Origin of the sequence: Photobacterium galatheae (genome assembly GCF_000695255.1) — a bacterium.
Lineage (GTDB): Bacteria > Pseudomonadota > Gammaproteobacteria > Enterobacterales > Vibrionaceae > Photobacterium > Photobacterium galatheae.
On sequence record NZ_JMIB01000003.1, the window covers coordinates 79,968 to 106,232 of the forward strand.

Annotated in this window: 23 protein-coding genes; 10 read left to right on the forward strand and 13 right to left on the reverse strand. The window is 49.6% G+C overall.

The features are described from left to right. Positions 1–211: 211 nt before the first annotated feature. Complete coding sequence (locus EA58_RS01480) at positions 212–811, reverse strand: pentapeptide repeat-containing protein (protein ID WP_036748097.1); 600 nt, start codon at positions 809–811, stop codon at positions 212–214. Between the two features lie 456 nt (positions 812–1,267). Here EA58_RS01480 and EA58_RS01485 point away from each other — a divergent pair, with 456 nt between their 5' ends. Continuing rightward, a complete protein-coding gene (locus EA58_RS01485) occupies positions 1,268–2,734 on the forward strand; it encodes a hypothetical protein (protein ID WP_051641832.1) in 1,467 nt (488 codons plus the stop codon). Positions 2,735–2,783: 49 nt separating this feature from the next. Here the strand turns inward: EA58_RS01485 and EA58_RS01490 are convergent, their stop codons facing one another. Continuing rightward, on the reverse strand, positions 2,784–3,515 hold the full coding sequence (locus EA58_RS01490) for a response regulator (protein ID WP_036748099.1): 732 nt from the start codon (positions 3,513–3,515) through the stop codon (positions 2,784–2,786). Between the two features lie 248 nt (positions 3,516–3,763). Between EA58_RS01490 and EA58_RS01495 the strand changes: the two genes are divergently transcribed. Further along, complete coding sequence (locus EA58_RS01495) at positions 3,764–4,288, forward strand: GNAT family N-acetyltransferase (protein WP_161781012.1); 525 nt, start codon at positions 3,764–3,766, stop codon at positions 4,286–4,288. 93 nt (positions 4,289–4,381) lie between these two features. On the opposite strand, the gene EA58_RS01500 is transcribed toward EA58_RS01495, so the two are convergent. After that, positions 4,382–5,371, reverse strand: a complete 990-nt coding sequence (locus EA58_RS01500) for an NADP-dependent oxidoreductase (protein ID WP_081819523.1) — start codon at positions 5,369–5,371, stop codon at positions 4,382–4,384. Positions 5,372–5,489: 118 nt separating this feature from the next. On the opposite strand from EA58_RS01500, the gene EA58_RS01505 reads away from it, so the two are divergent. Continuing rightward, positions 5,490–6,404: a LysR family transcriptional regulator gene (locus EA58_RS01505; RefSeq protein WP_036748101.1), complete on the forward strand. Its 915-nt coding sequence runs from the start codon at positions 5,490–5,492 to the stop codon at positions 6,402–6,404. Here the strand turns inward: EA58_RS01505 and soxR are convergent. Next, positions 6,399–6,836, reverse strand: a complete 438-nt coding sequence (gene soxR / locus EA58_RS01510) for a redox-sensitive transcriptional activator SoxR (protein ID WP_036748103.1) — start codon at positions 6,834–6,836, stop codon at positions 6,399–6,401. The two genes, EA58_RS01505 and soxR, sit on opposite strands and share 6 nt — an antisense overlap. Before the next feature lie 102 nt (positions 6,837–6,938). On the opposite strand from soxR, the gene EA58_RS01515 reads away from it, so the two are divergent. Next, positions 6,939–8,132 (forward strand): MFS transporter, encoded by a 1,194-nt coding sequence (locus EA58_RS01515; protein ID WP_036748105.1) that lies wholly within the window; start codon positions 6,939–6,941, stop codon positions 8,130–8,132. A gap of 82 nt (positions 8,133–8,214) precedes the next feature. On the opposite strand, the gene EA58_RS01520 is transcribed toward EA58_RS01515, so the two are convergent. Further along, the gene (locus EA58_RS01520) at positions 8,215–9,126 is read right to left on the reverse strand and encodes a LysR family transcriptional regulator (protein ID WP_036748108.1); all 912 of its coding nucleotides are present in this window, start codon (positions 9,124–9,126) and stop codon (positions 8,215–8,217) included. Positions 9,127–9,236: 110 nt separating this feature from the next. Between EA58_RS01520 and EA58_RS01525 the strand changes: the two genes are divergently transcribed. The 3 genes from EA58_RS01525 to EA58_RS01535 all read left to right on the forward strand — a co-directional run bounded on the left by EA58_RS01525 (position 9,237) and on the right by EA58_RS01535 (position 12,493). Next, a complete protein-coding gene (locus tag EA58_RS01525) occupies positions 9,237–10,343 on the forward strand; it encodes an alkene reductase (protein ID WP_036748111.1) in 1,107 nt (368 codons plus the stop codon). Positions 10,344–10,352: 9 nt separating this feature from the next. Further along, positions 10,353–11,387, forward strand: a complete 1,035-nt coding sequence (locus tag EA58_RS01530) for a zinc-binding alcohol dehydrogenase family protein (protein WP_235199524.1) — start codon at positions 10,353–10,355, stop codon at positions 11,385–11,387. 332 nt (positions 11,388–11,719) lie between these two features. Continuing rightward, positions 11,720–12,493: a Tim44 domain-containing protein gene (locus tag EA58_RS01535; RefSeq protein WP_036748114.1), complete on the forward strand. Its 774-nt coding sequence runs from the start codon at positions 11,720–11,722 to the stop codon at positions 12,491–12,493. 254 nt (positions 12,494–12,747) lie between these two features. Here the strand turns inward: EA58_RS01535 and EA58_RS01540 are convergent, their stop codons facing one another. Continuing rightward, positions 12,748–13,329: a hypothetical protein gene (locus tag EA58_RS01540; protein WP_036748116.1), complete on the reverse strand. Its 582-nt coding sequence runs from the start codon at positions 13,327–13,329 to the stop codon at positions 12,748–12,750. Between the two features lie 371 nt (positions 13,330–13,700). Between EA58_RS01540 and EA58_RS01545 the strand changes: the two genes are divergently transcribed. Next, positions 13,701–14,441 carry a Tim44 domain-containing protein gene (locus tag EA58_RS01545; RefSeq protein ID WP_036748120.1) on the forward strand — a complete coding sequence of 247 codons (741 nt, stop codon included), beginning with the start codon at positions 13,701–13,703 and terminating at the stop codon, positions 14,439–14,441. Positions 14,442–14,501: 60 nt separating this feature from the next. On the opposite strand, the gene EA58_RS01550 is transcribed toward EA58_RS01545, so the two are convergent. The 3 genes from EA58_RS01550 to EA58_RS21800 form a co-directional block, all read right to left on the reverse strand. Continuing rightward, positions 14,502–15,656, reverse strand: coding sequence for an MFS transporter (locus EA58_RS01550; protein WP_036748122.1), 1,155 nt, complete (start codon positions 15,654–15,656; stop codon positions 14,502–14,504). A gap of 12 nt (positions 15,657–15,668) precedes the next feature. Beyond that, positions 15,669–17,240 carry an ABC-F family ATP-binding cassette domain-containing protein gene (locus tag EA58_RS01555; protein WP_036748123.1) on the reverse strand — a complete coding sequence of 524 codons (1,572 nt, stop codon included), beginning with the start codon at positions 17,238–17,240 and terminating at the stop codon, positions 15,669–15,671. Between the two features lie 388 nt (positions 17,241–17,628). Continuing rightward, on the reverse strand, positions 17,629–17,769 hold the full coding sequence (locus tag EA58_RS21800) for a hypothetical protein (RefSeq protein ID WP_162472449.1): 141 nt from the start codon (positions 17,767–17,769) through the stop codon (positions 17,629–17,631). 329 nt (positions 17,770–18,098) lie between these two features. On the opposite strand from EA58_RS21800, the gene EA58_RS01565 reads away from it, so the two are divergent. Continuing rightward, positions 18,099–19,061, forward strand: coding sequence for a transposase (locus EA58_RS01565; protein ID WP_036748128.1), 963 nt, complete (start codon positions 18,099–18,101; stop codon positions 19,059–19,061). A 287-nt stretch (positions 19,062–19,348) separates the two neighbouring features. Here EA58_RS01565 and EA58_RS01570 read toward each other — a convergent pair whose 3' ends face one another. Then, positions 19,349–21,943 (reverse strand): alpha-amylase family glycosyl hydrolase, encoded by a 2,595-nt coding sequence (locus EA58_RS01570; RefSeq protein WP_036748130.1) that lies wholly within the window; start codon positions 21,941–21,943, stop codon positions 19,349–19,351. Positions 21,944–22,575: 632 nt separating this feature from the next. Here EA58_RS01570 and EA58_RS01575 point away from each other — a divergent pair. Beyond that, entirely contained in the window at positions 22,576–22,860 is a 285-nt protein-coding gene (locus EA58_RS01575; RefSeq protein WP_036748131.1) for a hypothetical protein, read from the forward strand. A gap of 9 nt (positions 22,861–22,869) precedes the next feature. Here EA58_RS01575 and menE read toward each other — a convergent pair whose 3' ends face one another. Genes menE through menB form a run of 3 tightly spaced genes read right to left on the reverse strand, consistent with a single transcriptional unit; the run spans position 22,870 to position 26,178 of the window. Next, the gene (gene menE, locus EA58_RS01580; protein ID WP_051641834.1) at positions 22,870–24,318 is read right to left on the reverse strand and encodes an o-succinylbenzoate--CoA ligase; all 1,449 of its coding nucleotides are present in this window, start codon (positions 24,316–24,318) and stop codon (positions 22,870–22,872) included. After that, entirely contained in the window at positions 24,315–25,292 is a 978-nt protein-coding gene (gene menC / locus EA58_RS01585; RefSeq protein ID WP_036748133.1) for an o-succinylbenzoate synthase, read from the reverse strand. Before menC ends, menE begins: the two co-directional genes overlap by 4 nt. 19 nt (positions 25,293–25,311) lie before the next feature. Then, positions 25,312–26,178, reverse strand: coding sequence for a 1,4-dihydroxy-2-naphthoyl-CoA synthase (menB, locus tag EA58_RS01590; RefSeq protein WP_036748135.1), 867 nt, complete (start codon positions 26,176–26,178; stop codon positions 25,312–25,314). Positions 26,179–26,265: the final 87 nt, after the last annotated feature.

Consider the following 26,265-nt stretch of genomic DNA (forward strand, 5'->3'; position numbering starts at 1 on the left):
ATCCATGTCCTCTCAGAAGTCAGTGATTTCCTCCTGAAACTCACACCAGAATTTCAGAAACGATTTGAAAATTTGGTCACAGGTCATATAAAAAACCATTCAATGGTCAAAACTTGAAATGACCGAAATAGACCATCACGGGAGTCAACCCATGAGTGTTGCACTTATTATCTGAATTCAGGGTCACGATTTAAAATCACCGGCTGAATGTTCAATCCACCAGCTCAATGCCCAATGTCTCAAGCAGGTTCAATGCTTCGAAGCGGGAAAATTTCGCCCCTGCCACTGAATTTTCCAGAACATGGATGTTGTAATGCGTTGATTCCGTGAAATCGACCCGGCGCAAGTCCGTTCGCATAAACAAGCTATGCGTAAAGTCGCAATACGTCATGGACGAATCTTTGAAGTCCCCTTCCCTGAAATCAACATCATGGAGTTTGCAGTCATCCAGAACCAGTTCGTTCAGCGTCAGACCAAAAAAAGAGGCGTCGTTGAGAATGCATTGCCGAAATGTCAGCTCATGATCAATATTGAAGGATGGCCAGTTCCCCTGCGTCCAATCAATCCCGACTAATTTACAGGCAACAAATGAAACCTCGAAAAAACGGGTTTGCGGAATTTTCAACAGACTCAGATTACATTGAGAAAACTGACAGTTAATAAACTTGCAGTTTTTAAACGTCGACTCTGAAAAATTGCAATCATGAAACTCACAATCTTCAAACTCAATCTCAGCCCATTCTGAAAACGAAAGCGACAATTTACTGAAGGTTTCGTCGTAATACTGCTGATTATCCGCTATTGGCTGCACAAGGCTTTCTCATTTCTGTGGCTGACATGTCGCCACTTTATCATCTTCCCGACACTCATGCAGATTGTTCTCCAAAGCTTCTGATAAGCCAGTCCTGATGCCAACAAAAAAACCTGCCCAGAGACAACGTTTCCAGGCAGGTTTCATCCGTGTTCAGGATCAAAACTCAGAAAGATTACCGGTAACTGATGGCGTACAAACGGCAATATTTCCCCTCTGAGCCCGAGCGGATTTTCATCAAAATGAAGCGCTTTTCTATGCGTCATTCGTTGCTACATCAAAGAAAACGGCTTTCGACAGATCAATACAAAATGGGAACATACCCCACGTTCGCTTTGAATTCAGGTTATTAGAATTAATAATCTTTAACATTTTCAATAATACTTACTGTTTCTTCACTTCAACCGATTCAATTCCAGCTAGAATTAATTAAAAATAATTAGAAGGAATAAAACAATGTCAGTTAAGCTCTTTACTATCGGTGACAGTATTTCTCAAGGATTTATCTCAGGCGCTGCTGCAGAACCAAGCATTGCATACAGCACTTTAATTGCAAATGCCATGTCCATTGCTAATTATAACGCAATCATCTGGCCCAATGGCTATAAGCTTAAGTATGATTTAGAAGGTATTCTAAGAGCTTTAGAGTCAGTTTACGGTAATAATTTATCGCCAAAAGATTTTCTGACACATCTTCCTGGAACATTTTTAAAAACCATAAATGATGTTCTTGATAAATCTGAAAAATACTTTGAGTCTGGCCTTGGACAAATTGGTCATCCGATTCCAGGAGCCCCTCAGAAATATCACAACATCGCTGTCGAAGGTATGGATATTGCTGATGCGTGGCTTGTCACCCCAAGGCTGGCTAATACTATTGTCAGTGGAAATGGAAATTCAAAAAGCAACAATTATTTTCAAGGTGCCAGCTCCCCATTTTATCGCAATGCTTATCGAACACTAAATCCCACTTCTAACGCCTTACATATGGATAAATCAGCTTTATCCTGGTTGAATTTTATTTCCGATAGTGAAGGGATAGAAAACATAGCGCTATGGTTAGGGTCTAACAATGTTTTAGGGACAATCTTTGATTTAGATTTAAGTTGGACAGACGGCTCTGGTAGCATTCTCAATCAATCAAGGGTAGACAGACAAAAATACAATATCTGGGATACTCGTGATTTCAGAAGAGAATACGAAATTCTATTAGATAAACTCATCCTTTCGCTAAGCAGAAACCAGAGTTCCCACTGTGAAATATTCGTTGGCAATATTCCTTTGATTACTATAACACCTGCCCTGAAGGGGTTTGGGAAAGAGATTCCAGTATCTTCTAACGGCAGTGATTCTTTATACTTTGAATATTACACCTTGTATCCAATTGATGAGTCCATTGCAATAAAAGGCAAACGGTATTTAACATTCACTCAAGCCCGAAAAATTGATGATACTATTATTGAATATAATGAAATCATAAAAGAGCTGATACAAAAAAAAGGAACATCAAAAATTAGCTTTCATTTAGTAGATCTTTCGTCATGTTTAACCAGCATGGCATATAAAAGAAATTTCAAAAATCCACCCTATAAATTCCCCGATTATTTTAAAGAAAATAATATAACTGTGAACACTTTATTTTATGATGTGGATAAAAATGGCCAAGTTGAAAAAGGTGGTCTCTTCGGTTTGGATGGTGTTCACCCTTCAGCCATTGGCCAGGGTTTAATTGCACATGAATTCCTTAAAGTCATGAGAAGCAATGGATTAATTGCGAATGATTTAAACTGGGACAATATAATAAAAAGTGACACACTTTATAGCAATCCAATAAAAATCATTCATTCACTACATTCAATTAAAAACAAAAAACTAGTGAAGTTATTTTTAAGTGCATTATTAAAAATAAAAGATGTCACCTGAACTCTGAATAGTTGAAGAAAACGCATCAATGATGCGTTTTCATTCACACTTAATGCTCATAGGTCACCGGGGCGGTAAAGATATAGCCGTTTCCCCGCATGGTTTTGATAAATTTTGGTTGTTTGCCGCTGTCGCCCAGCCGCTGGCGTAATCGACTGAGCTGAACATCAATGCCCCGCTCGGACGGTAACGACTCCCGTCCCCGGGTGGCGTTGGAGATCGTGTCTCGGTCCAGCACTTCATTCGGACGGGACAGAAACAGCATCAGCAAGCTGAAGTCTCCGCTGGTCAGCTCAAAGTCCTGCTCTGTTTGCAGGTTGTACAAACGATGAGACAAGGTCTCCAACCGCCAGTGACCAAAACGAATGGTGCGTGGCAACGCTGCCGGCTGGGGGTATTCTTCCTGAACAACCGGCCTTGTCCGCCGCAACAACGCTTTGATCCGGGCCAGCAACTGGCGTGGGCTGAAGGGTTTGGCAATATAGTCATCCGCCCCGATCTCCAGCCCCAGAATCTGATCCAGTTCATCAGACACTGCCGTCAGCATGATGATGGGCACTTCCGAGGTTTTCCGCACGAACTGGCACAGGGTGAAACCGTCGTCCCCCGGCATCATCACGTCCAGCAGAATCAATTCGGGTTTGCTGATTTCCAGGCATTGCTTCATCGCCATGCCGTCTTCAGCAGTCAGCACGGTAAAACCGGATTTTGTCAGATACGCTTGTAATAACTCGCGAATTTCAACATCGTCATCCACAACAAGAATGGTCTTGGTTGACATCTTCGTGTTCTCTTCCCTTGTACACATCGGTATCCGAAGCGCTCGCATGGCTGAGGTGACTTCGGTTTCTTATTTTTATTGGCAGTGTTATTCATAAGAGGCATGAAATCACGACTGAGACCGCAAAAGTTTGAGGCGGGTAAAGTTTTCTGCTGTGATTGCAGACTGAACATTGCGAATGACTTTCTCTCATACGCCATTCAGGCATAATGTCTGAAAAAATCATGAATAATAAAAGAAGTGCCTATATGTTGACTATTCAAGACGCAACTTTCGACGATCATCAGGCCATCGCCGACCTGCACATCCAGAACTGGAAAATCGTTTACCGCAACGACTTATCCGAACAATATCTGGCGCATGACATTCATCTGGACAGAAAGCAGGTGTGGCATCAACGACTGAGCCAACCGATGGAGAAACGCCACATTTGGGTCGCAAAGCAGAGCAATCAGCTCTGTGGGTTCATCTGTATCGAATTAGACGCCCATCAGGATCTCGGGACGCTGATTGATAACCTGCATGTCAGTCCTGAAGCAAAAGGACAAGGTGTCGGGAAACAGTTACTGAAAACCGCTGCCGGAATCATTGAACAGAAAGCGCAACGTCAGGGCATTTATCTGGAAGTGCTGGCTTCGAACCTGCCAGCCATTGGTTTTTACCAGCGCGTTGGCGGCACAGAGCACTGTTCGCAAACCTGGCAGGCACCGGATGGCACCGTGGTGGATGAGTTTGTTTACAACTGGTCAGATGCCGGACAACTGAGATGCTGAAACGACTGAGCCGGGCACACGCCCGGCTCATTGACAGACCGATCTTTTACAGACAACTCTGATACAGACAGCTCTGATACAAACAATAAGACCTTACAGTTCAACAATCAGCTTGCCCTGATTCTCGCCGGTAAACAGCAGATTAATGCCTTCTATCGCGCTGTCCAGACCGTGCAGCATGTGCGCGCGGTATTTCAGGTGACCTGCCATCAGGTGTTCCGCCAGTTTCTGACCGTATTCTGCAAAACGGTGGTAATGATCTGGCATCGTAAAGCCCTGAATCATCAATCGTTTGCGTACAATATTCATCCAATTCGGCCCCGGTTGTGGCGTCTCAGTATTGTAATCTGCAATCATGCCGCATACGGCAATGCGTCCGTGGGCATTCATCCGCTGATAAATCGGCTGCTGTGCCACACCACCGGTGTTTTCGAAAAACAGATCAATACCATTTGGCGTTACAGCCGCCAGCTGCTCAGCAAAATCTGCATCTTTATAATTAATGGCCGCATCAAAGCCCAGCATCTCAGTCAGCCACTGGCACTTTTCATCACTCCCGGCCACACCGACAACCCGGACACCTTCCAGCTTCGCCAGTTGGCCGACCATCGAGCCGACAGAGCCCGCAGCACCGGTCACAACCAGTGTCTGTCCCGCTTCCGGTTTCAGCACTTCATAGAGACCGTGATAAGCGGTCACGCCCGGCAGTGCAACCACAGACAACAAGGCTTCCTGCGGTACAGTCGTCGGTACCGGTGAAAGTCCGCCTTTGGCGACAAAATATTCAGTCCAGCCCATCATCCCCATCACACGGGTGCCAACCGGAAAATCAGGGTGGCGGGATGCCACCACATCACCGATACCACTGGCACGCATAACATCTCCCAGTTCCACCGGCGGGATGTAGCTGTCCCGGTCTGCGCTCATCCAGCCGCGCATCGCAGGATCCAGCGACATGTGAGTTTGTTTGACCAGAAACTCCCCCTCTGCCAGCTCAGGCATCGGTTTTGTCACGATTTCAAAGACATCTGGTGTGATAGTGACGTTCGGACGTTTTTTCAGAAGAATCGCGTTGTAGCTCATAATCTTGTTCCTCACATTGCGTTAAGGCACACTTTAACTCTTGCTGAAAATGAAAATAACCCGGCAAAATCAGGAAACACTTTTGCTCATTTTGGAAAAATAACCCAAGAGAGGTCACATGGACAAACTCAAAGCCATGGAAGTATTTGTCACAACCATTCAGTGTGGCAGCATTTCCGGCGCAGCCAAACAACTTCGCCTGCCCGTTTCCAGTGCTTCCCGCCATCTGAGCTGGCTGGAAGAAACGCTGGGTTCCGAGCTGATGAAACGCAGTACCCGTGCCATCAAACTCACAGAAGTCGGTCAGGCTTATCTGACCCAGAGTCAACGCGCACTCGAACAAATCCGTCAGGCCGAGGAACTTGTCCAGACCTATCAGCACACGCCTTCAGGGATCCTGAAAATCAGCTGCATGAGCCATTATTTTGAAAATCAGATGCTGCCCCATCTGAATGAATTTGAATCCCTGTATCCGGATATCCGGCTGGATATTGATGTTTCAGATAAAGTGAATGACCTTGCACAGGCTGAAATCGACATTGCGATTCGAGGCGGTTATATGCCTGAAGAACGAATTCACGCACGCTGGTTGTGCGATAACACCCCGCACTTGTGTGCCAGCCGCCGGTATCTCGACAGGTTCGGCATGCCCGCCAGTCACGAGGAATTGCATCAGCATCAGGTGGCTTTTTACCGGGGACCCAACCAGATCCTGCGCTGGGGTGTTGTGCAGCAGGAACAGTGGATGGCAATGAATCTCACGCCCTATGTGGTCACCAATTCCGGCCGTTACATTCGTGAACTCATGATGGCAGGCAAAGTCATGGCGCTACTGCCGGACTGGTCGACCCAGGCAGACAGAGAAAAAGGCGATCTGGTGAAAATCGACCTGCCGCAGCCCGCCTGCCTGTCGACTGAAAAACTTGGAATTTACCTGCTGTATTACAAACCCAGATATCAGGTGCCCAAGATCAGAGCCGCCGTGGACTTCTTCACACAAAAGCTGATCACCAGGCCGGATGACACGTTATAAAGACGTTGCTTCCAGCAATACGGCGCCTGTCCCTGTTTCTGCCAGTGCATCATCCGGATTGCGCAGTTGGCATTTTTTCAGGGACAGACAGCCACAGCCAATGCATTCTCCCAAGGAATCCCGCATTTTCTGTAATTTCATAATCCGCTCATCCAGCTGCTGTCGCCAGAGACTCGCCATCGCCTGCCACTCTTCCTGTGTCGGCGCATGATCTAATGGCAGATGGGACAATGCCGCGCCGATTTCTTCCAGCGACATCCCCAGTTGCTGGGCCGTTTTAATCACCGCAATCCGGCGCAATACGCTGCGATCATACCGTCGTTGATTGCCCGCGTTGCGCCAGCTTTGAATCAACCCTTTTTGTTCATAAAAATGCAGCGTTGATACTTTGACGTCCGCGCGCTGCGCCACCTGTCCAACCGACATCTCCATCGCTATTCCTTTCATCAAATCAAAATCTGTCTTTTGCCTTGACCTCAAGTTTACTTGAGGTTTTAAGCTCTGCACATCTATCCATAAAAATAAAAGGAAATCATGATGTCACGGACTGCGACTTACCTTACCGGCCGCTTTTTTGACGGTATTTCTTCGGGAATGTTTATGCTGGCATTACCCTGGGTGATGCTCAGCCAAGGGGATATGGGCGTTTTCGTTGCGGCGGTTTCACTGGTCTGCACGGCGTTATCCTTTCTCGCGACGCCATTCACGGCCACTCTGATCGACCGCCACTCCAGAAAAAACATTCTGGTCACCATTCAGATCATTCAGTCGTCCACCGCCCTGGCTGTACTGGTCGCGTTTCAGTTTCAGGCCGACTCCATCTGGCTGCTGGCGCTGGCACAGCTGATTTTCTGGCTGACCAATGATATGGCCTGGAGCACCAACAATGCTTTTACTCAGGAAAACTACGACAAAGCAGATTACGCAAAAGTCACCGGCCAGCAGGAAGTGGTGATACAGCTCACCACGCTGGGTGCCGGGGCAGCCGGGATTGTCCTGCTGAACCTCTGGTCGATGCGGGAATTTGCCCTGCTGGCGTCGCTGGCTTCCGGCATCGCTGCGGTTAGTTATCAGCTCACGCCCTATCGTCGCCAGCTGATGACGCATCAACCGCAGGCATTCTTCCGGCAACTTTCGGAAAGCCGCCAGATATTCGCCCGTCAGCCTGCATTTTATCTTTTTCTGGCACTGTCGTGCCTGACCTATCCGATGCTGACCTATCTGGCGAAACTGGTTCCGGTCTATTTTTCCGAGCAGCACATCAGCGGGAGCTGGTTTGCCTCCTGGTCGCTCAGTTATGGCATCGGTGCTCTGATTACAGGACTCCTGATTACCCGTTTGCTGGCCTGCATCAGCCACGAAAAAGCGATGACAGGGTCGGTCATGATCATGGGATGCCTGCTGATGATCATGTCTGTCTGGCTGACGCCGGAAGTTCTGGTGAGTGTGACGGTCATTCTTGGCTTCTTCAACGCCCTGAACCGCATCGCCCGTACGAACAAACTCAACCACGAAGTGAGTATTCACGAACGAGGGCGTATCGAAGGGGGACTGAAACTCTTTTCTGTCATGAGTCAGGGGCTGAGCTTCGTGCTGATTGCCATTCTGAGCCACCTGCAAATCACCGAACTGGGTTTTGCCATTATGGCGGTGATCATTCTTCTTGCCGGGCTGAGCATGCAGTTCCTTTACCGGCGTCAGGCACATGTCCATCTGGCCCCCGCCTGATCTCTGTCTCTCTATCTGTATCTGTGTAACACGCTGTATCTGTGTGACACGCCGCCTTCCGCTGTTTCGGGGCGGCGTTTTTTTATTGCACGGTCATCCAGTCCAGCAGAAAACTGGAAAATGCCTGAACCTGACGGGGCTGGAATTTCCGGCCGGGGAACACCAGATGAATGCCAACCGCATCCGAATCACCGGGAGTGAGGCCGATCATCTGATCATCGAACATTAAGACCAGCCTGCCTTCAAGTACATCCTTCCGGACATCCCACCAGGATTTCATCGCGATACCACAGCCATCGACGGCCCACTGACGGACCATTGCACCATCGGTACTGACCAGCGCAGGACGAACCTTCACCGACATCTGTCCCGTTTCAGTGCTGAAGAACCATTCATCCATTTCCTGCCCACCCCAGGCCATCACCAGACAACGATGGTTGACCAGTTCACCGGGGTGTGCCGGCATGCCCGCCTGTTCAAGATACACTGGTGAAGCACACAGAACCCGGCGATTCTTCACCAGCGCACGCGCCACCAGATTACTGTCGGGCAGATCCCCCATACGAATGGCCATATCAATGCCTTCATCAATCAATTTTAACCGGCCGTCTGTCAGATAAAGATGAGACGACACATCAGGATGTGCTGCGTGAAAGGCCGCCAGTGCCGGTGCCACATACTGTCTGCCAAAATCTGACGGCGCTGTGATCCGCAAAGTTCCGGACAATGCCGTTTCCTCTTCATTCAGCGCCGCCTCGGTCATCGCGACTTCTTCCAGCACCCGCAAGCAGCCTTCATAAAAACGCTGTCCGGCTTCTGTCAAGGCAATGTGCCGGGTATTCCGGTTCAATAAGCGCGTTTGGTAGTGCTGTTCGATCTGATTCATTCTGGCCGTCATGCTGGCTGGAGACAATCCCAGCTTACGTCCTGCGGCAGCCAGACCACCCGATTTCACTACCTGTGCAAACAGCGCCATGTCATCAATTTTTGCCATATTCTTCAGTTTTTATGAAATGTGTTTTCAGATTTAAGCCAATTATAAATTTTTCCTGAAACAATACACTGAATGCGTCCAATCACTGAATCATTCAATGGAGTTTCAAAATGCCGGATTCCAACCTGTTTTCACCACATCGACTGGGTGCATTCACACTACCCAATCGGATTGTAATGGCCCCAATGACGCGCTCCCGCACCAGTCAGCCCGGCGATATCCCGAACCGGATGATGGCAGATTACTATGCCCAACGTGCCAGCGCCGGACTGATCATCACCGAGGCCACCCAAATTTCCGCACAAGGGAAAGGCTACTCGTTTACGCCGGGTATCTACAGCTTTGAGCAGATCCAGGGATGGCGGGCTGTCACCCAAGCGGTGCATGCCAAAGGTGGCAAAATATTTCTGCAATTGTGGCATGTCGGTCGGATGTCGCATCCGTCTTTCCATGCTGACGGGCAACCGGTCGCGCCATCGGCGATTGCACCGGATGCTCAGGTCTGGGTTGTCGGTGAAGACGGCGTTGGCCGGATGCAGGATTGCCCGGTCCCCCGTGCGCTGACACTGCCGGAAATCAAAAACATCATTTCAGATTACCAGCAGGCTGCGATCAACGCGATCGAGGCCGGATTTGACGGTGTGGAAATTCACGGTGCGAACGGTTATCTGATCGATCAGTTTCTGCGCCGCACTTCGAATCAACGGACAGACGCCTATGGCGGCACGCTGGAAAAACGGATTCGTTTTGCTACAGATGTTGTCGATGCCGTCAGTGAGGCAATCGGTGCCGACAAAGTGGGCATTCGGCTGGCCCCTTTCATTACTCAGCGTGGCATGAATGATCCGCAGGTGACCAACGCTATCCTGCTGGCTGCACAGCACTTCCAGCAAACCGGCATTGCCTACATCCATCTGGCTGAAGCCGACTGGGATGACGCGCCGGAAGTTTCACCCGACTTTCGCAGATCCCTGCGAGCGACCTTCCGTGGCAGCATCATGGTTGCCGGAAATTATACGCCGGAAAAAAGCCAGGATCTGATGCACTCAGGGTTGGTCGATCTGGTCGCCTTTGGCCGCAAGTTTCTGGCGAACCCGGACTTGCCCTATCGTTTACAGCACCAGCTCCCGCTGAACGACATCACCGATCCGACCACGCTCTTTGGCGGCAACGAGACCGGTTACACCGATTATCCTTTTTACAACCCAAGCCTTTAAGAAACCCGTATGAAAGAGGAATCCCGAATGAAAGCTGTCGCACTGACGCACTATTTACCTATTTCGAACCCGGACAGCCTGATGGATATCGAACTCCCTGCCCCGGCCGTTTCCGGCCATGACATTCTGGTCCGGATCGAAGCTATTTCGGTCAATCCGGTCGATGTCAAAGTCCGGGCGCCAAAAGACAAAACCGAACCCCGGCCCCGGGTGCTGGGCTGGGATGCTGCGGGGACAGTCGTCGCTGTCGGTGAAGACGTCACGCAGTTCCAGACTGGCGATGAAGTCTATTACGCCGGTGACATCACCCGTCCCGGCACCAATAGTGAATATCATGTGGTGGATGCGCGCATTGTCGGGAAAAAGCCCCAGTCACTGTCGATGGCAGAAGCGGCAGCTCTGCCACTCACGGGGATCACCGCCTGGGAAGCATTGTTTGAACGCCTCGGTATTCCCGCTGACGGCTTCCAGAGTCCGAAAAGTATCCTGATTATTGGGGGCGCAGGGGGCGTCGGTTCTGTCGCCATTCAGCTCGCCAGCCAGATTGCAAGGCTTCAGGTGATTGCCACAGCATCCCGGGAAGAAACCAAACACTGGTGCCTTGAGCTGGGCGCGGATCTGACGATCAATCACCGTCTGAACCTGGCAGAACAGCTGGCAGCGCAGGGTTATCCGACTGTGGACTATATTCTGTGCCTCAACGATACCGCAGGCCACTGGGCAGCGATGACACACATCATCAAACCGCAGGGCATGATTTGCAGTATTGTGGAAAGCCCGGAGCCGCTGGATATGGAGCCGCTCAAAAGCAAAAGCGCCGGTTTCGTCTGGGAGTTCATGTTTACCCGTTCGATGTATCAGACCGAAGATATGGCCGAGCAAGGCAAGCTACTGAATCAAATCAGCCAACTTGTCGAGCACGACACCCTGCAAACCACAATGCGGAAACACCTGACGCCCATCAATGCAGACAATCTGCGCAAAGCACATGCCTTGGTTGAACAAGGCAATATGATCGGCAAAGTGGTTCTGTCCGGCTGGTAAAACACAGCAGCAAGCACAAACGACACCCTGCATTGATCGAGTCATGCAGGGTTTCCTCATGTCCTCATTCGGTACATCTGCCCTCATTGACTTAATCCCAACAATGCTGCATCCGCCCTGAACATTGAATCATCAGCTAAAAAAAGAATACTAACAGACGCGCCTCGCTCCCACCTCTTACAGAACGACAAGTGTCAGATTCAGTTGTCTGGTGCAACCAACTGAATGCTAAGCAACTGAATCATCGACTTAATTTTAACCAGCCATCATCCGCCCTGAGCTGTATACCCATAAAAATAATTTCGCTATTCGGTTTGGCTAAGGATATATCGATGAAAAAACAAACGCTTCTTGTGCTGATAACCGCTTTCCTCATCGCAATCATTGCAGAGTCTGCAGTGGCTGGTCCCGGTGGCTCGATTGCATCATCAGGCTCTTCTTCTAGTTCTTCTTCACGTTCTTCAAACAGTTCCTATCACCGAACAGATTCTGATTACAGTGACGCCTCATTGCCAGAATTCGTCCCATTCCTGATTTTCATCGGCATACCCATCCTTCTTATTCTAAAGCTGTCAAACACACAACAGATAAGCACTCTCAAAAAAACAGCCAAAGCGCGGTTAAATGAAATTTCTGAAGATGAAAAAATATTCGAGTGGCAAAATTTACAGCCTCTCTTTGAACAATTGATGCACCATACTTATCGGGAATGGCAAAACCTGAATATATCCGCACTGTCAAAGTATATGACCCAAGACTTTTTGCGGGAACAAAACGACTCTTATTTACAAGAGTGGAAACAGGAAGGATTTGTCAACATTTGCCATATTATAAAAATTAACAGCCTCGAACCTTATCTCATCCAGACTGAAAAGGACTTTGACGCCAAAAACGGCATCATCATGACAGTTGAACTAGATGCAATTGTCAAAGATTACCTGGAGTTCCCTGAGAACGGAAATATCATTGAAGGCACAAAAGACGATGTTCAAGCCGTCAGGTACTGGACTTTCATACTCAGTCAGGGCAATTGGAAAGTTGCTGAGATCGCAAACAGACCGGGTCACGTAAAGTTCATCAACCAATATCAAAAAAATAAACATTAATTTCTGAGAAAGGAAAAGTGTGTGCCAACACTCTTTAAGCTACTGGACTTTGACCCGTATCGACGGTGAATGAAAAGTTGCAGAAATCGCTTCTCGGGAAACCGACAGACTGCATATGCAACCCCTGAAAAATACAACATGATATTTCCCGCCCTGTGCAAACCTCTCCTGACAGGGCGGAAACTTGTCTTATTCAGGTTGTCATATTTTCACCAGCGGCAACACTCGATGTACTGCCCTCGCTGACCTTAACCTTAGTAGCTCAATTCTATCTGACCAACGGATACGCTACCTTCAGCCCATGTCGTTCTACACTTGAACGTTAAGATTGCGTTGTCATCATAGTCGTTGTTTAGCGTCGTACGGTAGGTTACGAATTGTTCGCCAGATACATTTGAGTCTGACAGATCAATCCAGTCAAACCCTTTTCCTGTACCATAATTGAGCCACTTGTCTTGGCCGCCGTCACTGACCTTGCGAAATCTCGAAATAGTACACCCACCATTTGACTGATTCAGGTCTTCTGTCGTGCCATGAACAGTCAAATTGAATTGGCCAATATTGGCATTCAGCGGCACGCTACAATTGAAATAGCGTTCCGTTCTTAAGTATGTGGGATTAAAAATAAAGTAACCATTTTCTGTGGCACCCATTTGCTCACTTTGTTTTTGCTTTATTGCTTCTAGCGTACCGACTGTATTCGCATGCTTGTTAAACGCTTTAGATTCTAATGCAGCGTCGAGCGAACAGTGATTTTCACCAGAATAAAGCTCAACTGTAGCGTAAGCCGAATTTGCAACGAAAAGCGAAGCGACGAGTGCAAGTTTATTTTTCATCCTAATTCCTTTTAGTTTTTTAAAGTGGGCACATTACCAGAAAAATAAGTTTTAGCAAATATTCTGCTTCTTCAATTTTTATATCATTTTCTGACCAGAGACGGTTGTAAATATTGGTAATGAATCAGAAGCGCGCACTTTATTATGCGAGTCATCAATATCATCATGAAGAGGGTAAAATGGTTCTACCTGATTGGTTAAACACAGCAGGAAAAACAAAGAACACCCGACACCACTCTTGTGATGAAGGGTTTCCTCATCGGGCACATTTACCCTCACCGACTTAATCCGAACAACGCAGCATCCGCCCTTCACATTGAACCATCAAAAAAAATCAATCTATTCAGTACCTTTGTTAAGAGGCTATTTCGGTGAATCCAAAGACGCTACTCATCTTTCTCGCATCCATCTCGCTCGCCTTGTTCGCAGAATCCGCCATTGCCGGACCCGGGGGATTTTCCTCGTCTGGATCCGGGAGTTATAGTTCATATACTCCCTCTTCATCATCTTCATCTGGCGGCGATGAGATTATCGAAATTGGTTTTTATATCATTTTCGCATTTCACATCATTCTGAGTATTCAGAGTTACATAAAAAAATCGAATAGATTTTCAGATATGGATGACGTTCTCAGTCATCTCGTCACATTGGATAGCAAATATGAATGGGAAAAGCTCGAAATAGTATTCACCGATATCATCTGTGAGACTTATAAAGATTGGCAAGCACTGGATACAGAGAGACTGGCTTCTAAAATGACGAAGACCTGCTTTCAGGTTCAAAATAATAAATTTCTAAAGGATTGGCAAAAAGAAGGATTCACAAATATTTGTAGTATTGAGCGCGTCAATCGTCTGTCTCCCTTCGGAGCGCACATTCGTAATCAAGCTGATCTACTGAATGGCGTTACAGTCACCGTCGAGATGAACGCAATCATCAAAGACTACTTAATCAAAAATGACACCGGAGAAGTGACGAGAGGCAGTACAAATGCCGAAAAAAAATCAGTCTACTGGACTTTCAACCTTGAAGACGGTGAGTGGAAGGTCGCTGAAATTGCTTACTCGCAGATGGAAATAAGACTCATCAATAGACTGAAAGCTCGAAAGTGAAAGCTCACGCATCATCAATGACTGCCCTGTTCACCAAGTACAGGGCAGCCATGAATGACCTCAGATCGGATTGCTTTTTACCGGTTTTAAGACCGTAATCGCCACACCAAACAACACAATGGCAAGCATTGCCATCCCGACCGGGCCTGTACTGTAGGCGAATCCGGCAACGCCAGACCACATCGCAACACCGAGATGCATCATGGTCATCGCCAGTGACATCAGGATCCCGCGGTGCGCTGGCGACAGTTCCGCGATATAACTCTGCAACGCCGGTGAACCCACACCACCTGCCAGTGACCACAGCAATAGTGGCGGTATCAGGACCAGCAGGCTGTTCGCAGGGAACAGATAAAACCAGACGCTGACCAGCACACAGACCACCAAAGCAACACGCATCACCTGACGACCACTTTCCAGACGCACCGATAACCGCGGCATCAGCAGGTTGCCGATCACGCTGACACAACCCAGTGCCGCATAAAGGCTACCGACTGACCACATAGACACACCCTGTGTGTCCCGTAAGTGCTGACCGATCAAATTGAATAACCCAATTCCACCACCAAGACCAAAACACATGGCCAGCAACGCACCGGCAGCACCGGGGATCGCCCAGATTTTACTGGGTGATGCTTCGCGTGCTTCAGGCGCAACAACTGTGTGTACCGGCAGCGCCTTTTCGCTGACAGACAGATACCCCAGCGCCGCCGCAACCATCCAGGCACAGACGCCCAGCACCAGAAACCCAGCTCGCCAGGACAGGCTTTCCGTCAGAAAAGCTCCCAACGCCGGACTAGCAATCATGCCCAGCGTCAGTCCGGACTGTACCCAGGCGATCCGCTTCATCGCTTCGCCATCGGAGGCATCCGCTGCCAGTGCAAAGGCAATCGGCAACATACCGGCGCTGGCTAACCCAGTCACAACCCGAGTCACTAAACCCGCTTCAAATGTGCCAACCACACCGGTCGCCACAGAAGCCAGTCCGAATAACAGAGACGCAGGAATCAGCACGGCCATCCGGCCATGACGATCAGAATAAGCGCCCAGAAACGGCGCAACACAAGCCAGTGCCACACTGTAAGTCGTAATAAACAAAGTCACTCGTTCAGGCGCAACTCCTAAATCATTACCGATTGGGGCCAGAATCGGCCCCAGCATCAGTTCATCAGCGCCCACAAGGAAAGCAATCAAAAACAACAGAACGTTCAACATCTTCATCCTCCCTTAAACCATTGCCGCGCTTGCTGCGGTTTGTCCTGTCGTCTGTACCGACTGGATATCCACCACCCGGTCCGGCCATCCGGCAACGAAATCCTTTTCATGCGAAACGACGATCAGCGTCCCGCTGTAATCCTTCAGCGCCTGTTTCAGCGCCGCTTTCACTTTGGCATCCAAATGCGTCGTCGGCTCGTCCAGCACCAGCAAGTTAGTTGGCTGAAGTGCCAGACGGCACAGCTTCACTTTCGTCTGTTCGCCGCCGCTCAGTGAACGAATCGGTTGAATTGCCAGTTTGCCTGAGACACCAAAACGTGCCAAATGCTGCCTTGCCGCTTTGTCATCCAAGCCAGAACAAGCCGATTTCACCAGATTGACTGGCGTTGCCTCCGGATCATCCCAGTATAATTCCTGTTCGAAATAGCCCAGTTTCAGCCCCTGCGACAACGCAACCTGCCCGGCAATGGGCGCCAGTTCACCGACCAGTGTTTTCAGCAGGGTCGATTTTCCGATTCCGTTAAACCCGGCAATCACGACTTTTTCACCTCGGGACAGCGTGAAGCCCATTTTCGGCAACAGCGAACGGGAATAGCCAATCTCCAGTGCCGACGCTGCCAGGACTTTCTGTGCAGCATGCGCAGCGGTTCGAAAAGCGAACGAAATCTCCTTTTCCTGCTCCGGCGCAGCCAGACGATCGATGCGTGCCAGTTGCTTTTTCCGCCCGTTGGCAATGCTCGCATTGACCCCAGCCCCATTTTTGGCGATAAACTGTTCCAGCTTATCGATATGTTTTTTCTGCGCCAGATATTGCTTGGCATGCGCCGCATCCACACTGGCTTTCTGAGCCATCGCCTTATCCACATTGCCTTTATATTTGCAGATTTTCTGACGATCGATATCGCAGATCCCCATTGCGATCCGGTTCAGAAAGGCCCGATCGTGAGACACCACCAGAAACGCGCCGTCAAAGCTGTTCAGATAGTCGGCCAGCCAGTCGACATGAACCGTATCCAGATAGTTGGTCGGCTCATCCAGCAGTAACACATCCGGCGAGATCAACAAGAGGGATGCCAGCATCACCTTGTGCCGCTGCCCGCCACTCAACTCTCCCAGCCGGGTCTCCATCCCGAACTGAGTGATCCCTAAGCCTTCAGCCACTGCACCAATCCGGCTGTCGATCACATAAAATGACTGGCTTTCCAGCGTGGCCTGAATCGTCGCGGCCCGAGTCAGATAACTGTCCCGCGCACTTTTATCAGGACAGGCATAAATCGACATCATTTCCGCTTCAAGGGCATATAAATCAGCAAAGGCCGTTTGCAGATATCCCCGGACAGACAACGCTGCATTCATCTGCGCATGCTGGTCCAGATAACCAATCTGCACAGACGGCTGCCAAAGAATGTCGCCACTATCCGGCAGAATCTCAGCCTGAAGCAGTTTCAGTAAGGTACTTTTCCCCACACCGTTCTTCCCGGTCACCCCCAGATGCTCGCCAGGAAACAACATGAAATCGGCATTCTGATACAGGGTTTTGTCGCCGATGTGGTAAGTCAGATTTTGAATATTCAGTAAACTCATTGTGTTACATCCATAAAAAAACGGGGGCGGTATTTTCATACCGGCCCCCGCTTCAAGAATTTTCTTCAAGAAACATCATGCTTTGTTTCTGGTAAACAAAAACAAAAAAGGCCGGCGATGAAGGTCATCGTCGGCCCCACTCTCTACTTTGTTCAGATACAACACGTCCGCCTGAAAAAATCAGGTATGCCGGTTATATCTGATGAAGATTCAGAAGAGTTTCAGCTCCGAGCAACACTTCATCGTGTTTTATGCACGGAGCACACTCGCCTGACAAAATTCTTAAAGAGGATGTAAAACATCGTAGAGAAGTCCAAATTCGTATTCGCCGGAAAATTACTCAATTTTACCGCCGAAGTCAACCCACCTCTGCTCAGCCATGCAACAATCAGCCAAACGCGACAGCCAGCACCACAATCACCACAGCCAGCCCCAGTACCCCCTTGACCAGCAACCCCAGCTGATTACTGCCACCCTTCGGTGCCTGATTACAACAACCCATTCCATTCTCCCCATTAAAACCAGCCATCAGGTTAAAGCTTCCCGTTACGGGAAGGTAAAGTAAAAGTTCAGGCGACTTTTTCAGGACAGACATGAATTTTTGACTTTTTTGGGACAGACATAATTTATCAACGTCTTCGGCAACCTCTCAACCTCTCGGGACAGACATGAGAAGAAAATGACGATGTCTGTCCTCCAAAAGATATCGGGACAGACATCAAAACAAACACCTTTAGAAACATACAAACCTATCACTTTCATGTTTTTCAGGCATGGTTCATCAATTTCACTCACCATGCTTTTCACAGACACAACTCCGAAATACTGTTTATCCATCCAGCAAAACAGGGAATCATCATGACGACCGCACGAAGCCAGCTCATTTGTCCTGAAGCAACACCGTACTACCATTGTGTGTCACGGTGTGTCCGCCGTTCATTTCTCTGCGGATATGACGAGCAGACACAAACCAGTTATGAACATCGCCGAGCATGGGTTGAAAGGCGTCTCATGCAGATCGCCGATGCTTTTTGCGTGGATGTTTGTGCCTATGCAATTATGAGTAATCACTATCATTTAGTGCTGCATATTAATCAGGAGAAAGCTCAAAAATTATCCGATGAGGCAGTCATTCAGCGCTGGATAACCTTTCATCGCACTCCCGTATTAATACATCGATTTTTAAAACAGGAACTGGCGTCTGAATCCGAGAAAGTCAGTTGCCAGAAGTTAATCCAAACTTGGCGGACCAGGCTATGTTCTATCAGCTGGTTCATGCGATTACTCAATCAATACATTGCTACAGAAGCCAACCTTGAAGATGGCTGCACTGGACATTTCTGGGAAGGACGTTTCAAAAGCCAGGCATTACTGGATGAACAAGCACTGGCAGCGGCCTTAGCCTATGTTGATCTCAATCCTGTGCGTGCGGGTATTGCAGACACGCCTGAAAGCTCGGCATATACTTCAGTCAAAGCACGATTACAGCCTGACCAGAAACACCACACTTTTAAGCGGGTTCTTTATCCATTTACCGGTCATCCAAGAAACGACAGACCCGCAGGACTCCCCTTTCGTCTGATGGACTACCTCGAACTACTTGACTGGACCAGCAGGCAAATCCGAGAAAATAAGCCGGGTCATATTCCACCGGCGTTTCCCACGATACTCACTCGTTTAGGCTTCGAGTCCCAATTCTGGCTGGAAACCTGCCAAAACATAGAAAAAGGGACACTGGTTGGATCCAAAACTGCGATTCGGACCGCTTTACCTTATTTGAACCGCCGTCGTCGAACTGGATTAACTCTTTCCCCGTCCTGAAATTTTTGAATACAGAATAAAACATGAAATGGTTCACAGACTCTCACATCACACTCAATATCCACTGAAGTCAACAGCAACCAACCCCTTTAGCAAGACATCACATAACCTTTCGTTCCTGCATATCAGCAATCCTGGTACCATCAGAGCAGTTCTGCATCATCACATTTTCAGCATAAAGTGCCTGTCCTTGTTTTGTCTTCGGAGTGACGTACCTTCAAACTGGGACAGTCACATGAAGAAAACGTGTCTGTCCCAACAATGACCAACGATGACTAAAAACTCAGTTACCGGGCCTGCGTAAACACAGTCACCGCCGTTCCTTCGACGAGCACATTGCCGGAAAGTCCGATCTGGTTCTGCGCACCCGAGGCATCCACAGCCAGCGTCCAATCACCAGCAGGCAGACTGATGGTCTGTTTATCCCCACTGTTGTAGACCACAAACAGATTATGTGTGTCTTGCGGGTAGGTGATATGACCGGTGACCAGTTGCCCACCAAACGCATCCGGTCTGGAAACCATCAGGTATTTCGCAATGTCCTGATTCGAAGTCATGCGCAATCCCGCGTGGTGACGACGCAGCGTAATCATATCTTTCAGATATTTATAAGTGGCTGCATTGTCAGCGCGACGGTGCCACTTGATACTGTTAAAACTGTCCGGGGCATTGTAAGTATTGTGTGTCCCGGCGTGATGACCGAAATTCCAGGCACTGGGGACAGTCATGTGTTCGTTGTCGGTTTTTGTCCGTAAGAACTCGTCTCCGGCATGCACGAAACTAATCCCCTGACTGGTCAGTACCATCCCCATACCAAAATTCACGACTCGCTTAGCATAATCGAGATTCACTGGAGGCGTCAGACTGAGGATTTGGTGGGCGCTATTTTGCACAACGTTGCTCGACAGACTTAAAAAAACTTTATCCCACAACCCAAAATTATCATGGGCGGAAATGTAGTTAATGCTTTGTTCCGGATCGGCAGCGAAGTTCCTGAACCAGGTACTGTTTCGGCTGTCGTTCGGATCGTATGCCGACCCACGTATCCCATCATAGATAGACCAGCCCGCATCGGTGCTATCCAGTTGATTAAACATAAAACCTTTTCGGGTATCGTCATTCGAACCTTTCAGAGCTTCACGATAGGCACCGTTGAAAACACCAACATGTTCTGCTGCAATTTTATGCGTTGTACCGTAACGAACACGTTGCGCTTCTTTCGGATCACTGGCGTAGCCATTCCACGGTTCACCGTAAATGAGCAAATTACGATCCGGGAATTGTTGATTCAGTGCCTGTCCCCATTTTACAACTTCCCCGTAAGAGAAAATGCCAATCAAGTCGAAACGGAACCCATCGATACCGTATTCATCCACCCAATAAGCCAGTGAATCCTGGATCATGCGGCTGACCATCGGCTGGTCGGCGTCAATTGCGTTGCCTGTCCCGGAAAGATCCGTTGGCGTGTAATAGCGGTTGCTGATGTTTTCGAACATTTCATTAGCGTAAGTGTGGTTATACACCACATCCATGATGACCCGGATCCCGGCTTTGTGGAATTCATTCACCATCGTCTTAAATTCATTCGCACGCGCCTCGTAATCGGTCGGCACCTGAGAATAACGCTCTTCCGGCACATTGTAATTGCGCGGATCATAACCCCAGTTGTAACAAGGATCGCTGTCAGGCAGTCCGTCACAGGTCGCGAAATCAAAAACGGGCAGCAGTTGGACGTGCGTCACCCCCAGATCGACCAGATGATCAATCCCTGTTTTCAGCCCGTTGTACCGCGTGCCGCTTTCCACCATGCCCAGAAACTTACCGCGCTTGGCCGCGCTCACACCGGAACTGGCATCGATCGTAAAATCACGGACATGAACTTCATAAATCACGGCATCTTCCCGATTGACGAGTGCAGGTCGCTCAGCCCAGCCCCCAGCAGGACGGGTGCGGGACATATCCATCACAATGTTGATCGCTTCACTGTCTCCCGTGCCAGGTTTCACCATTTTTCCGTAGGGATCCCGAACCGGAATCCCATTGATCTGAAAGGTATATTCAGCCAGATACAGATCGCCACTGACTTCGGTCTGATAAACATCGGTGTAACCGTTAAAGTCACTCACCTTGCTGAGCGGATACTCTGTCCCATTCACGGTGACCGTGACATTGCTGTGGTCCGGCGACCAAATCGCAAAGGTCGTTTTATCGGGTTGATAGATTGCACCGAGTGACGGCTGAACCGCACAGTCAGCAGTACATGGATTCACGGCCCTCAGACTGTACACCAGTGTCTGGTCGTTCACCGTGACCACATAATCGCCGCTTACGTTTGTATAGATATCCCCACCAGCCGCATCCAGCACCCCGTCATTCTGATTGTCACCATAGTTCTGTGACCAGTCCCCGGTCAGGTCAAATTTAAATCGCTGATTGGCCTGCCCGTCAAAATGAATCAGCCGTGACCACGTGTTGTCACCGACCAGCGCCATCGCATCTGCGGCCCAGTTATTGGCCGTGCCGCGAAAATAAAGCGCGTTAAAGTTTTGTGCAAAAGCTTGGCTGTCGCAACTGGCAACTTGCGTGGTTTGTATGCTGTGGCTGTCAGGATAAAAATCAATCCGGTAGCTTTGATCGCCGGCAACCGTGTAATCGCTGGCGGGATAGCTTTCCTGCCAGTCGCCGTACCGATCAATTTTAAACCGGGCGCCACCCGTGGCATCCCCTTGCTGAAAGGTCTGGCAGGTTTGATAGTGATTGGCCGCGATCTGTGTCATCTGTGCCGCGTTCCACTGGTTCGGCGTTCCCCGGAAGTGCCAGTCGGCAAGTGCGGGGGCACTGATCAGCGACGCGCCAATCACGAGTGTAGGTAAGGTTCTCATGTCGATTTCCTTTTGCCGTCCTTTGCGGGAGAAATGACTCCCGAAGGATCACGTTATTGTTGATGTATTCTCATTCCCCCGACGAGGATATTGCTCCTGTCGAGTGAGATGTAGATAGCACAAAAAATAACGTTCGAAATTCTACTTTCGGTGAAATTCAAGCGAAATGTGAACTGATTAACTCATTGTATGGCAAGAAAAAATTGAACTGTGATCTGGATGTATCAGCCCTTGTTTTGTTCACGTGCACAATGACCCAAACATCATCGATCAATATGATCTCTATCGTACCGATATTCCTGAGGACTTGATCGCCCAATTATAAATGGAAGATTTACCTCAGACATAGCGGGATATTCTGCCGAATGAGCGAACTCAGGATGATATTGGGGATGAGTTTCTGAATAACACAGAGCCTCAATTTACAGCATGACAAGCGCCATCGACAATCTCACAGCGAGACAACAACAATGTAGTCCACCCAAACTATCCTGCAATGGAAAAAATTTCGAAGCTCATAAAAAACTCGATTTTGAGTTTGACCCGAAGATGTTCAAATAATCTAATAAATCATTCCCAAACATCCGACAAATTTGCTCGTCGCTGAAAAGCGAGACTAGGTATCACGCCATATGAAAACGTCAGTTTCACTCCTCATTGTCACAACAATTTTTCTTTGGTTTGGGATCAAGGAAGACCCGGAATTCTTCAGCTACGCGCCATTTATCAAAACCAGACCCTGTCCAAAATTTATTTTTTACTCACCTGTCGGTATGCAGGATCCTGAAGACGTTCATCTCACTGAAAAGGAAAAGTATGAAGAGTTTATGTTTGAACAATATTTTAGTGTAAACGGCATACAAGCAAATGGTTTTCGTTTGTCCTTCTGCGACATGTCACTTCCCGAGCATGCGTGAAGTGTAGCCTCATGATATTTTGACCGGCCGAACACCACCATGACACGATGCAAACCAGTCTTTCATGGCTTGTCGTGACACTTTAATGCCCGCCTGCGGCAACTTGGGCATGGGGTAGAATGCATCCGGGATTTTGAAGCGGTCGAGTTGATTGGCCAGCCAGTGCGGCAGATTCAGAGTGGATGGGTCTTCAGCGGCGTCGATCAGGGCGATCGGACGTGCGCCGTATTCGTCGCATGGAACCGGAATGACGATGGTTTGATGAATGGCCGGATGGCGATTGAGTACAGCTTCGATTTCTTCGCAATGGATATTCTCACCGCCGGAAATGAACTGATTATCGGCACGGCCAATAATGCGGAGTTCATCGCCAACCCACTGCCCCAGATCCCTGGTATCAAACCAGCCCTGCGCATCCACCAGCGGGGTGATTTTTCCCTGATGATAGTAACCACTGGCGAGTGTTTGACCGCCAATATAAATCCGGTTGTGTTTCAGTTGCACCTGCCGGTTTGGCAAAACCCGTCCGGCGCTTGCAACCGTCTCGACTTGCTTGGCAGTGACGGTCGATGCCGCTTCTGTCATGCCATACCCCAACCAGATCTGAATGCCCAGTTGCGCGGCCTGCTGACACAAAGGTAAAGGAACATCACTCCCGCCCAGCAGCACATGACTGAGTTTCAACCGCTGCGGCTGCTCCAACGGCTCCAGCAGCCGTTTGAGCTGCGTCGCCACCAGTGAGGCATGGGTGACACCCTGAATGTCCTCCTCCAGCTTTCCGTTGCCAATTTTCAGACAGGCACCGGTACTCAACCAGCGATAGAGAATCGACAATCCGGAGACGTGATACATCGGTAAGCTCAGCAGCCAGCAATCTGTCTGTTGAAACGAAAACACATCCAGCAGACCACGGGCAGAAGCCAGATGCTGCGCCTGCGTGTGAGCGACTGCTTTCGGGGCACCGGAAGATCCGGAAGTGAAAATAATGGACGCGATGGCATTCACATCCGAAAGGCTGAGAGCACAGTCGGCTTCAGGCTGAATCGCCAGATCCAGCAGTGTCGCGCCTGTCGTCAGCGCTTGCCAGTCCGGTGCTGAAAAACCGGCACGGACCTGCTCGCTGAACCACAAGAACCGTGCCTGTCCTTTTTGATTCAGCCCAGTTGCATACAGCACATCCAGCTTCTCCCGCAGGGGCCGAATCGGCTGTGGCATGGTCAGCGCGGTGATAGCGCCTAATTGAAGGCAGGCCAGATGCAGCAGCACCAGTTCCGGCGTATTCTTTCCAACCGCCGTCACTACAGTGCCGGTCTGTACGCCCTGCTGCGACAAACGGTTTGCCAGCGCATGGACCTGTGCCGTCAGTGCCTGCCAGCTATATACCGTATCCGGCGTGATCAGTGCGATCTGATCAGGCTGCATGGTTGCCCATTGCTGCCAGAGAAAGTGCTTATTCATGACTGCCACACCAAGGTTTGATCCGTGAGTCTCTGAACCGGCAACAAACTGCCCGGCCAGGGCGTTTCAAGTTGTGCCAGAAACAGGTTCAGGGTATCCAGACCCGGCACGCTCTCAGGTAAGAGCCAGTGTGATAAACGGGCGAGCTGAGTTAAGCCAAGGCTGGACTCCAGACTGGAACTGATGACAGCATCCATCCCCGATGCCTTTGCTTCCCAAATGAGCGCCGCGCACTGTTGTACTGAACCGATCAGACTCGGTTTCACCACAATCGCAGCCGCACCGGACAGATCGTCCAGCCGGAAATCCGGCTGTTTCACCGCTTGTTGCAAGGTTTCATCCCAGGCCAGCGGAAGACCACTGGCTGCTGAAAAAGCCAGACTGTCTTGCGGTTGCGCGCAAGGTTCTTCAATGAAAACGATACGAGAGGCTGAGGCCGGCGTCAGATGACAGGCAAATTGCTGTGCCTGTCCCGGTAACCAGGCGCGGTTGGCATCCAGACGCAAGGTCAGATCCGGATAAGCGCTCAGCAGTTGATTCACCTTTGTCGCGTCCTGCGCCGGCGTCTCCCGGCCCACTTTCACTTTGGCAATTCGGTGTTCCGGTGTCAGGCAGGTATCGGTTTGTCCACTCAGCAAAGGGGCCGTCCTGAACTGGCCCTGTACCGGAAGCTGCCCCGCACAGGCCAATTCAACCATCGACAGACCGAATGCAACCGACGGAAAAAGATCGGCTGCCACCAAAGGTGCGCCGCTAACCCAGCCGGCCAGTGCAAGTTGCGCCTGTTGTGCCGCCTGTTCCGGTGACTCTGCACTCAAGCCAGACAACGGAGCGATTTCCCCGAGGCCGCTGTATTCCCCTGCTTGCAGCATGACAACATAACCGCGTCGTTCGGTCAGATGTTTCCCCCGAAGCACGACTCCGCTGTCCATCGGCAGTTGATAACGATAAAGCTTTGCCGAGCGCTTCGTCATATGCGACTTCCCCGTTCGATTACGGGTTACGTTTGAATTTGTTGAAGTCCGGCTGACGCTTTTCATTAAAAGCATTCCGGCCTTCCTGACCTTCTTCCGTCATGTAGAACATCATGGTGGCATTCCCGGCCAGTTCCTGTAATCCGGCCTGACCGTCACAGTCGGCGTTCAGCGCCGCTTTCAGGCAGCGCAGCGCCATCGGGCTGTGCTGAAGCATTTCACGGCACCAGCGAACGGTTTCTCTTTCCAGTTCCGCAAGCGGCACCACGGTATTCACCAGTCCCATCTCCAGCGCTTCCTGCGCATCATAGAAACGGCACAGGAACCAGATTTCACGCGCCTTTTTCTGACCGACAATCCGAGCCATGTAAGATGCGCCCCAGCCACCGTCAAAAGAGCCAACTTTCGGGCCGGTCTGGCCGAATTTGGCATTCTCTGCGGCAATGGTCAGGTCACACATCATGTGCAGTACATGACCACCGCCGACAGCCCAGCCTGCGACGGAAGCCACAACCGGTTTCGGGCAGGTGCGGATCTGGCGCTGAAAATCCAGCACATTCAGGTGATGCGTGCCTGCATCATCCTGATAACCGCCGTAATCGCCCCGCACTTTCTGATCACCGCCGGAGCAAAATGCCTCGTCACCGAGTCCGGTCAGAATAATCGCTCCGATCGTGTCGTCATACCGGGCATCAGCCAGCGCATGCATCATCTCTTTCACAGTCTGAGGCCGGAAAGCATTACGCACCTGCGGTCGGGCGATGGTAATTCTGGCAATCCCATCGTCCGATTTGTGGTACTGAATATCCGCATACGCTTGACCGACATTGATCCATTCAATCGGTGCATAGAGCGCTTGTTCTGAAATGCCTACGGTGATTGTCATATGTACTCCAAAAACAAAGAAAATTGATACATTCGCCTGTCCCAGTATGGCGTTCCAGCTTGGCGATACAGGGGCTGAGCATAGCAC

Excerpts from the sequence above, each read along its gene's own strand:
- EA58_RS01485 (WP_051641832.1), top strand. The coding sequence starts at position 1,268 with ATGTCAGTTAAGCTCTTTACTATCGGTGACAGTATTTCTCAAGGATTT.
- EA58_RS01490 (WP_036748099.1), bottom strand. The coding sequence starts at position 3,515 with ATGTCAACCAAGACCATTCTTGTTGTGGATGACGATGTTGAAATTCGC.
- EA58_RS01495 (WP_161781012.1), top strand. The coding sequence starts at position 3,764 with ATGTTGACTATTCAAGACGCAACTTTCGACGATCATCAGGCCATCGCC.
- EA58_RS01500 (WP_081819523.1), bottom strand. The coding sequence starts at position 5,371 with ATGAGCTACAACGCGATTCTTCTGAAAAAACGTCCGAACGTCACTATC.
- EA58_RS01505 (WP_036748101.1), top strand. The coding sequence starts at position 5,490 with ATGGACAAACTCAAAGCCATGGAAGTATTTGTCACAACCATTCAGTGT.
- soxR (WP_036748103.1), bottom strand. The coding sequence starts at position 6,836 with ATGGAGATGTCGGTTGGACAGGTGGCGCAGCGCGCGGACGTCAAAGTA.
- EA58_RS01515 (WP_036748105.1), top strand. The coding sequence starts at position 6,939 with ATGATGTCACGGACTGCGACTTACCTTACCGGCCGCTTTTTTGACGGT.
- EA58_RS01520 (WP_036748108.1), bottom strand. The coding sequence starts at position 9,126 with ATGGCAAAAATTGATGACATGGCGCTGTTTGCACAGGTAGTGAAATCG.
- EA58_RS01525 (WP_036748111.1), top strand. The coding sequence starts at position 9,237 with ATGCCGGATTCCAACCTGTTTTCACCACATCGACTGGGTGCATTCACA.
- EA58_RS01530 (WP_235199524.1), top strand. The coding sequence starts at position 10,353 with ATGAAAGAGGAATCCCGAATGAAAGCTGTCGCACTGACGCACTATTTA.
- EA58_RS01535 (WP_036748114.1), top strand. The coding sequence starts at position 11,720 with ATGAAAAAACAAACGCTTCTTGTGCTGATAACCGCTTTCCTCATCGCA.
- EA58_RS01540 (WP_036748116.1), bottom strand. The coding sequence starts at position 13,329 with ATGAAAAATAAACTTGCACTCGTCGCTTCGCTTTTCGTTGCAAATTCG.
- EA58_RS01550 (WP_036748122.1), bottom strand. The coding sequence starts at position 15,656 with ATGTTGAACGTTCTGTTGTTTTTGATTGCTTTCCTTGTGGGCGCTGAT.
- EA58_RS01555 (WP_036748123.1), bottom strand. The coding sequence starts at position 17,240 with ATGAGTTTACTGAATATTCAAAATCTGACTTACCACATCGGCGACAAA.
- EA58_RS21800 (WP_162472449.1), bottom strand. The coding sequence starts at position 17,769 with ATGGCTGGTTTTAATGGGGAGAATGGAATGGGTTGTTGTAATCAGGCA.
- EA58_RS01565 (WP_036748128.1), top strand. The coding sequence starts at position 18,099 with ATGACGACCGCACGAAGCCAGCTCATTTGTCCTGAAGCAACACCGTAC.
- EA58_RS01570 (WP_036748130.1), bottom strand. The coding sequence starts at position 21,943 with ATGAGAACCTTACCTACACTCGTGATTGGCGCGTCGCTGATCAGTGCC.
- EA58_RS01575 (WP_036748131.1), top strand. The coding sequence starts at position 22,576 with ATGAAAACGTCAGTTTCACTCCTCATTGTCACAACAATTTTTCTTTGG.
- menE (WP_051641834.1), bottom strand. The coding sequence starts at position 24,318 with ATGAATAAGCACTTTCTCTGGCAGCAATGGGCAACCATGCAGCCTGAT.
- menC (WP_036748133.1), bottom strand. The coding sequence starts at position 25,292 with ATGACGAAGCGCTCGGCAAAGCTTTATCGTTATCAACTGCCGATGGAC.
- menB (WP_036748135.1), bottom strand. The coding sequence starts at position 26,178 with ATGACAATCACCGTAGGCATTTCAGAACAAGCGCTCTATGCACCGATT.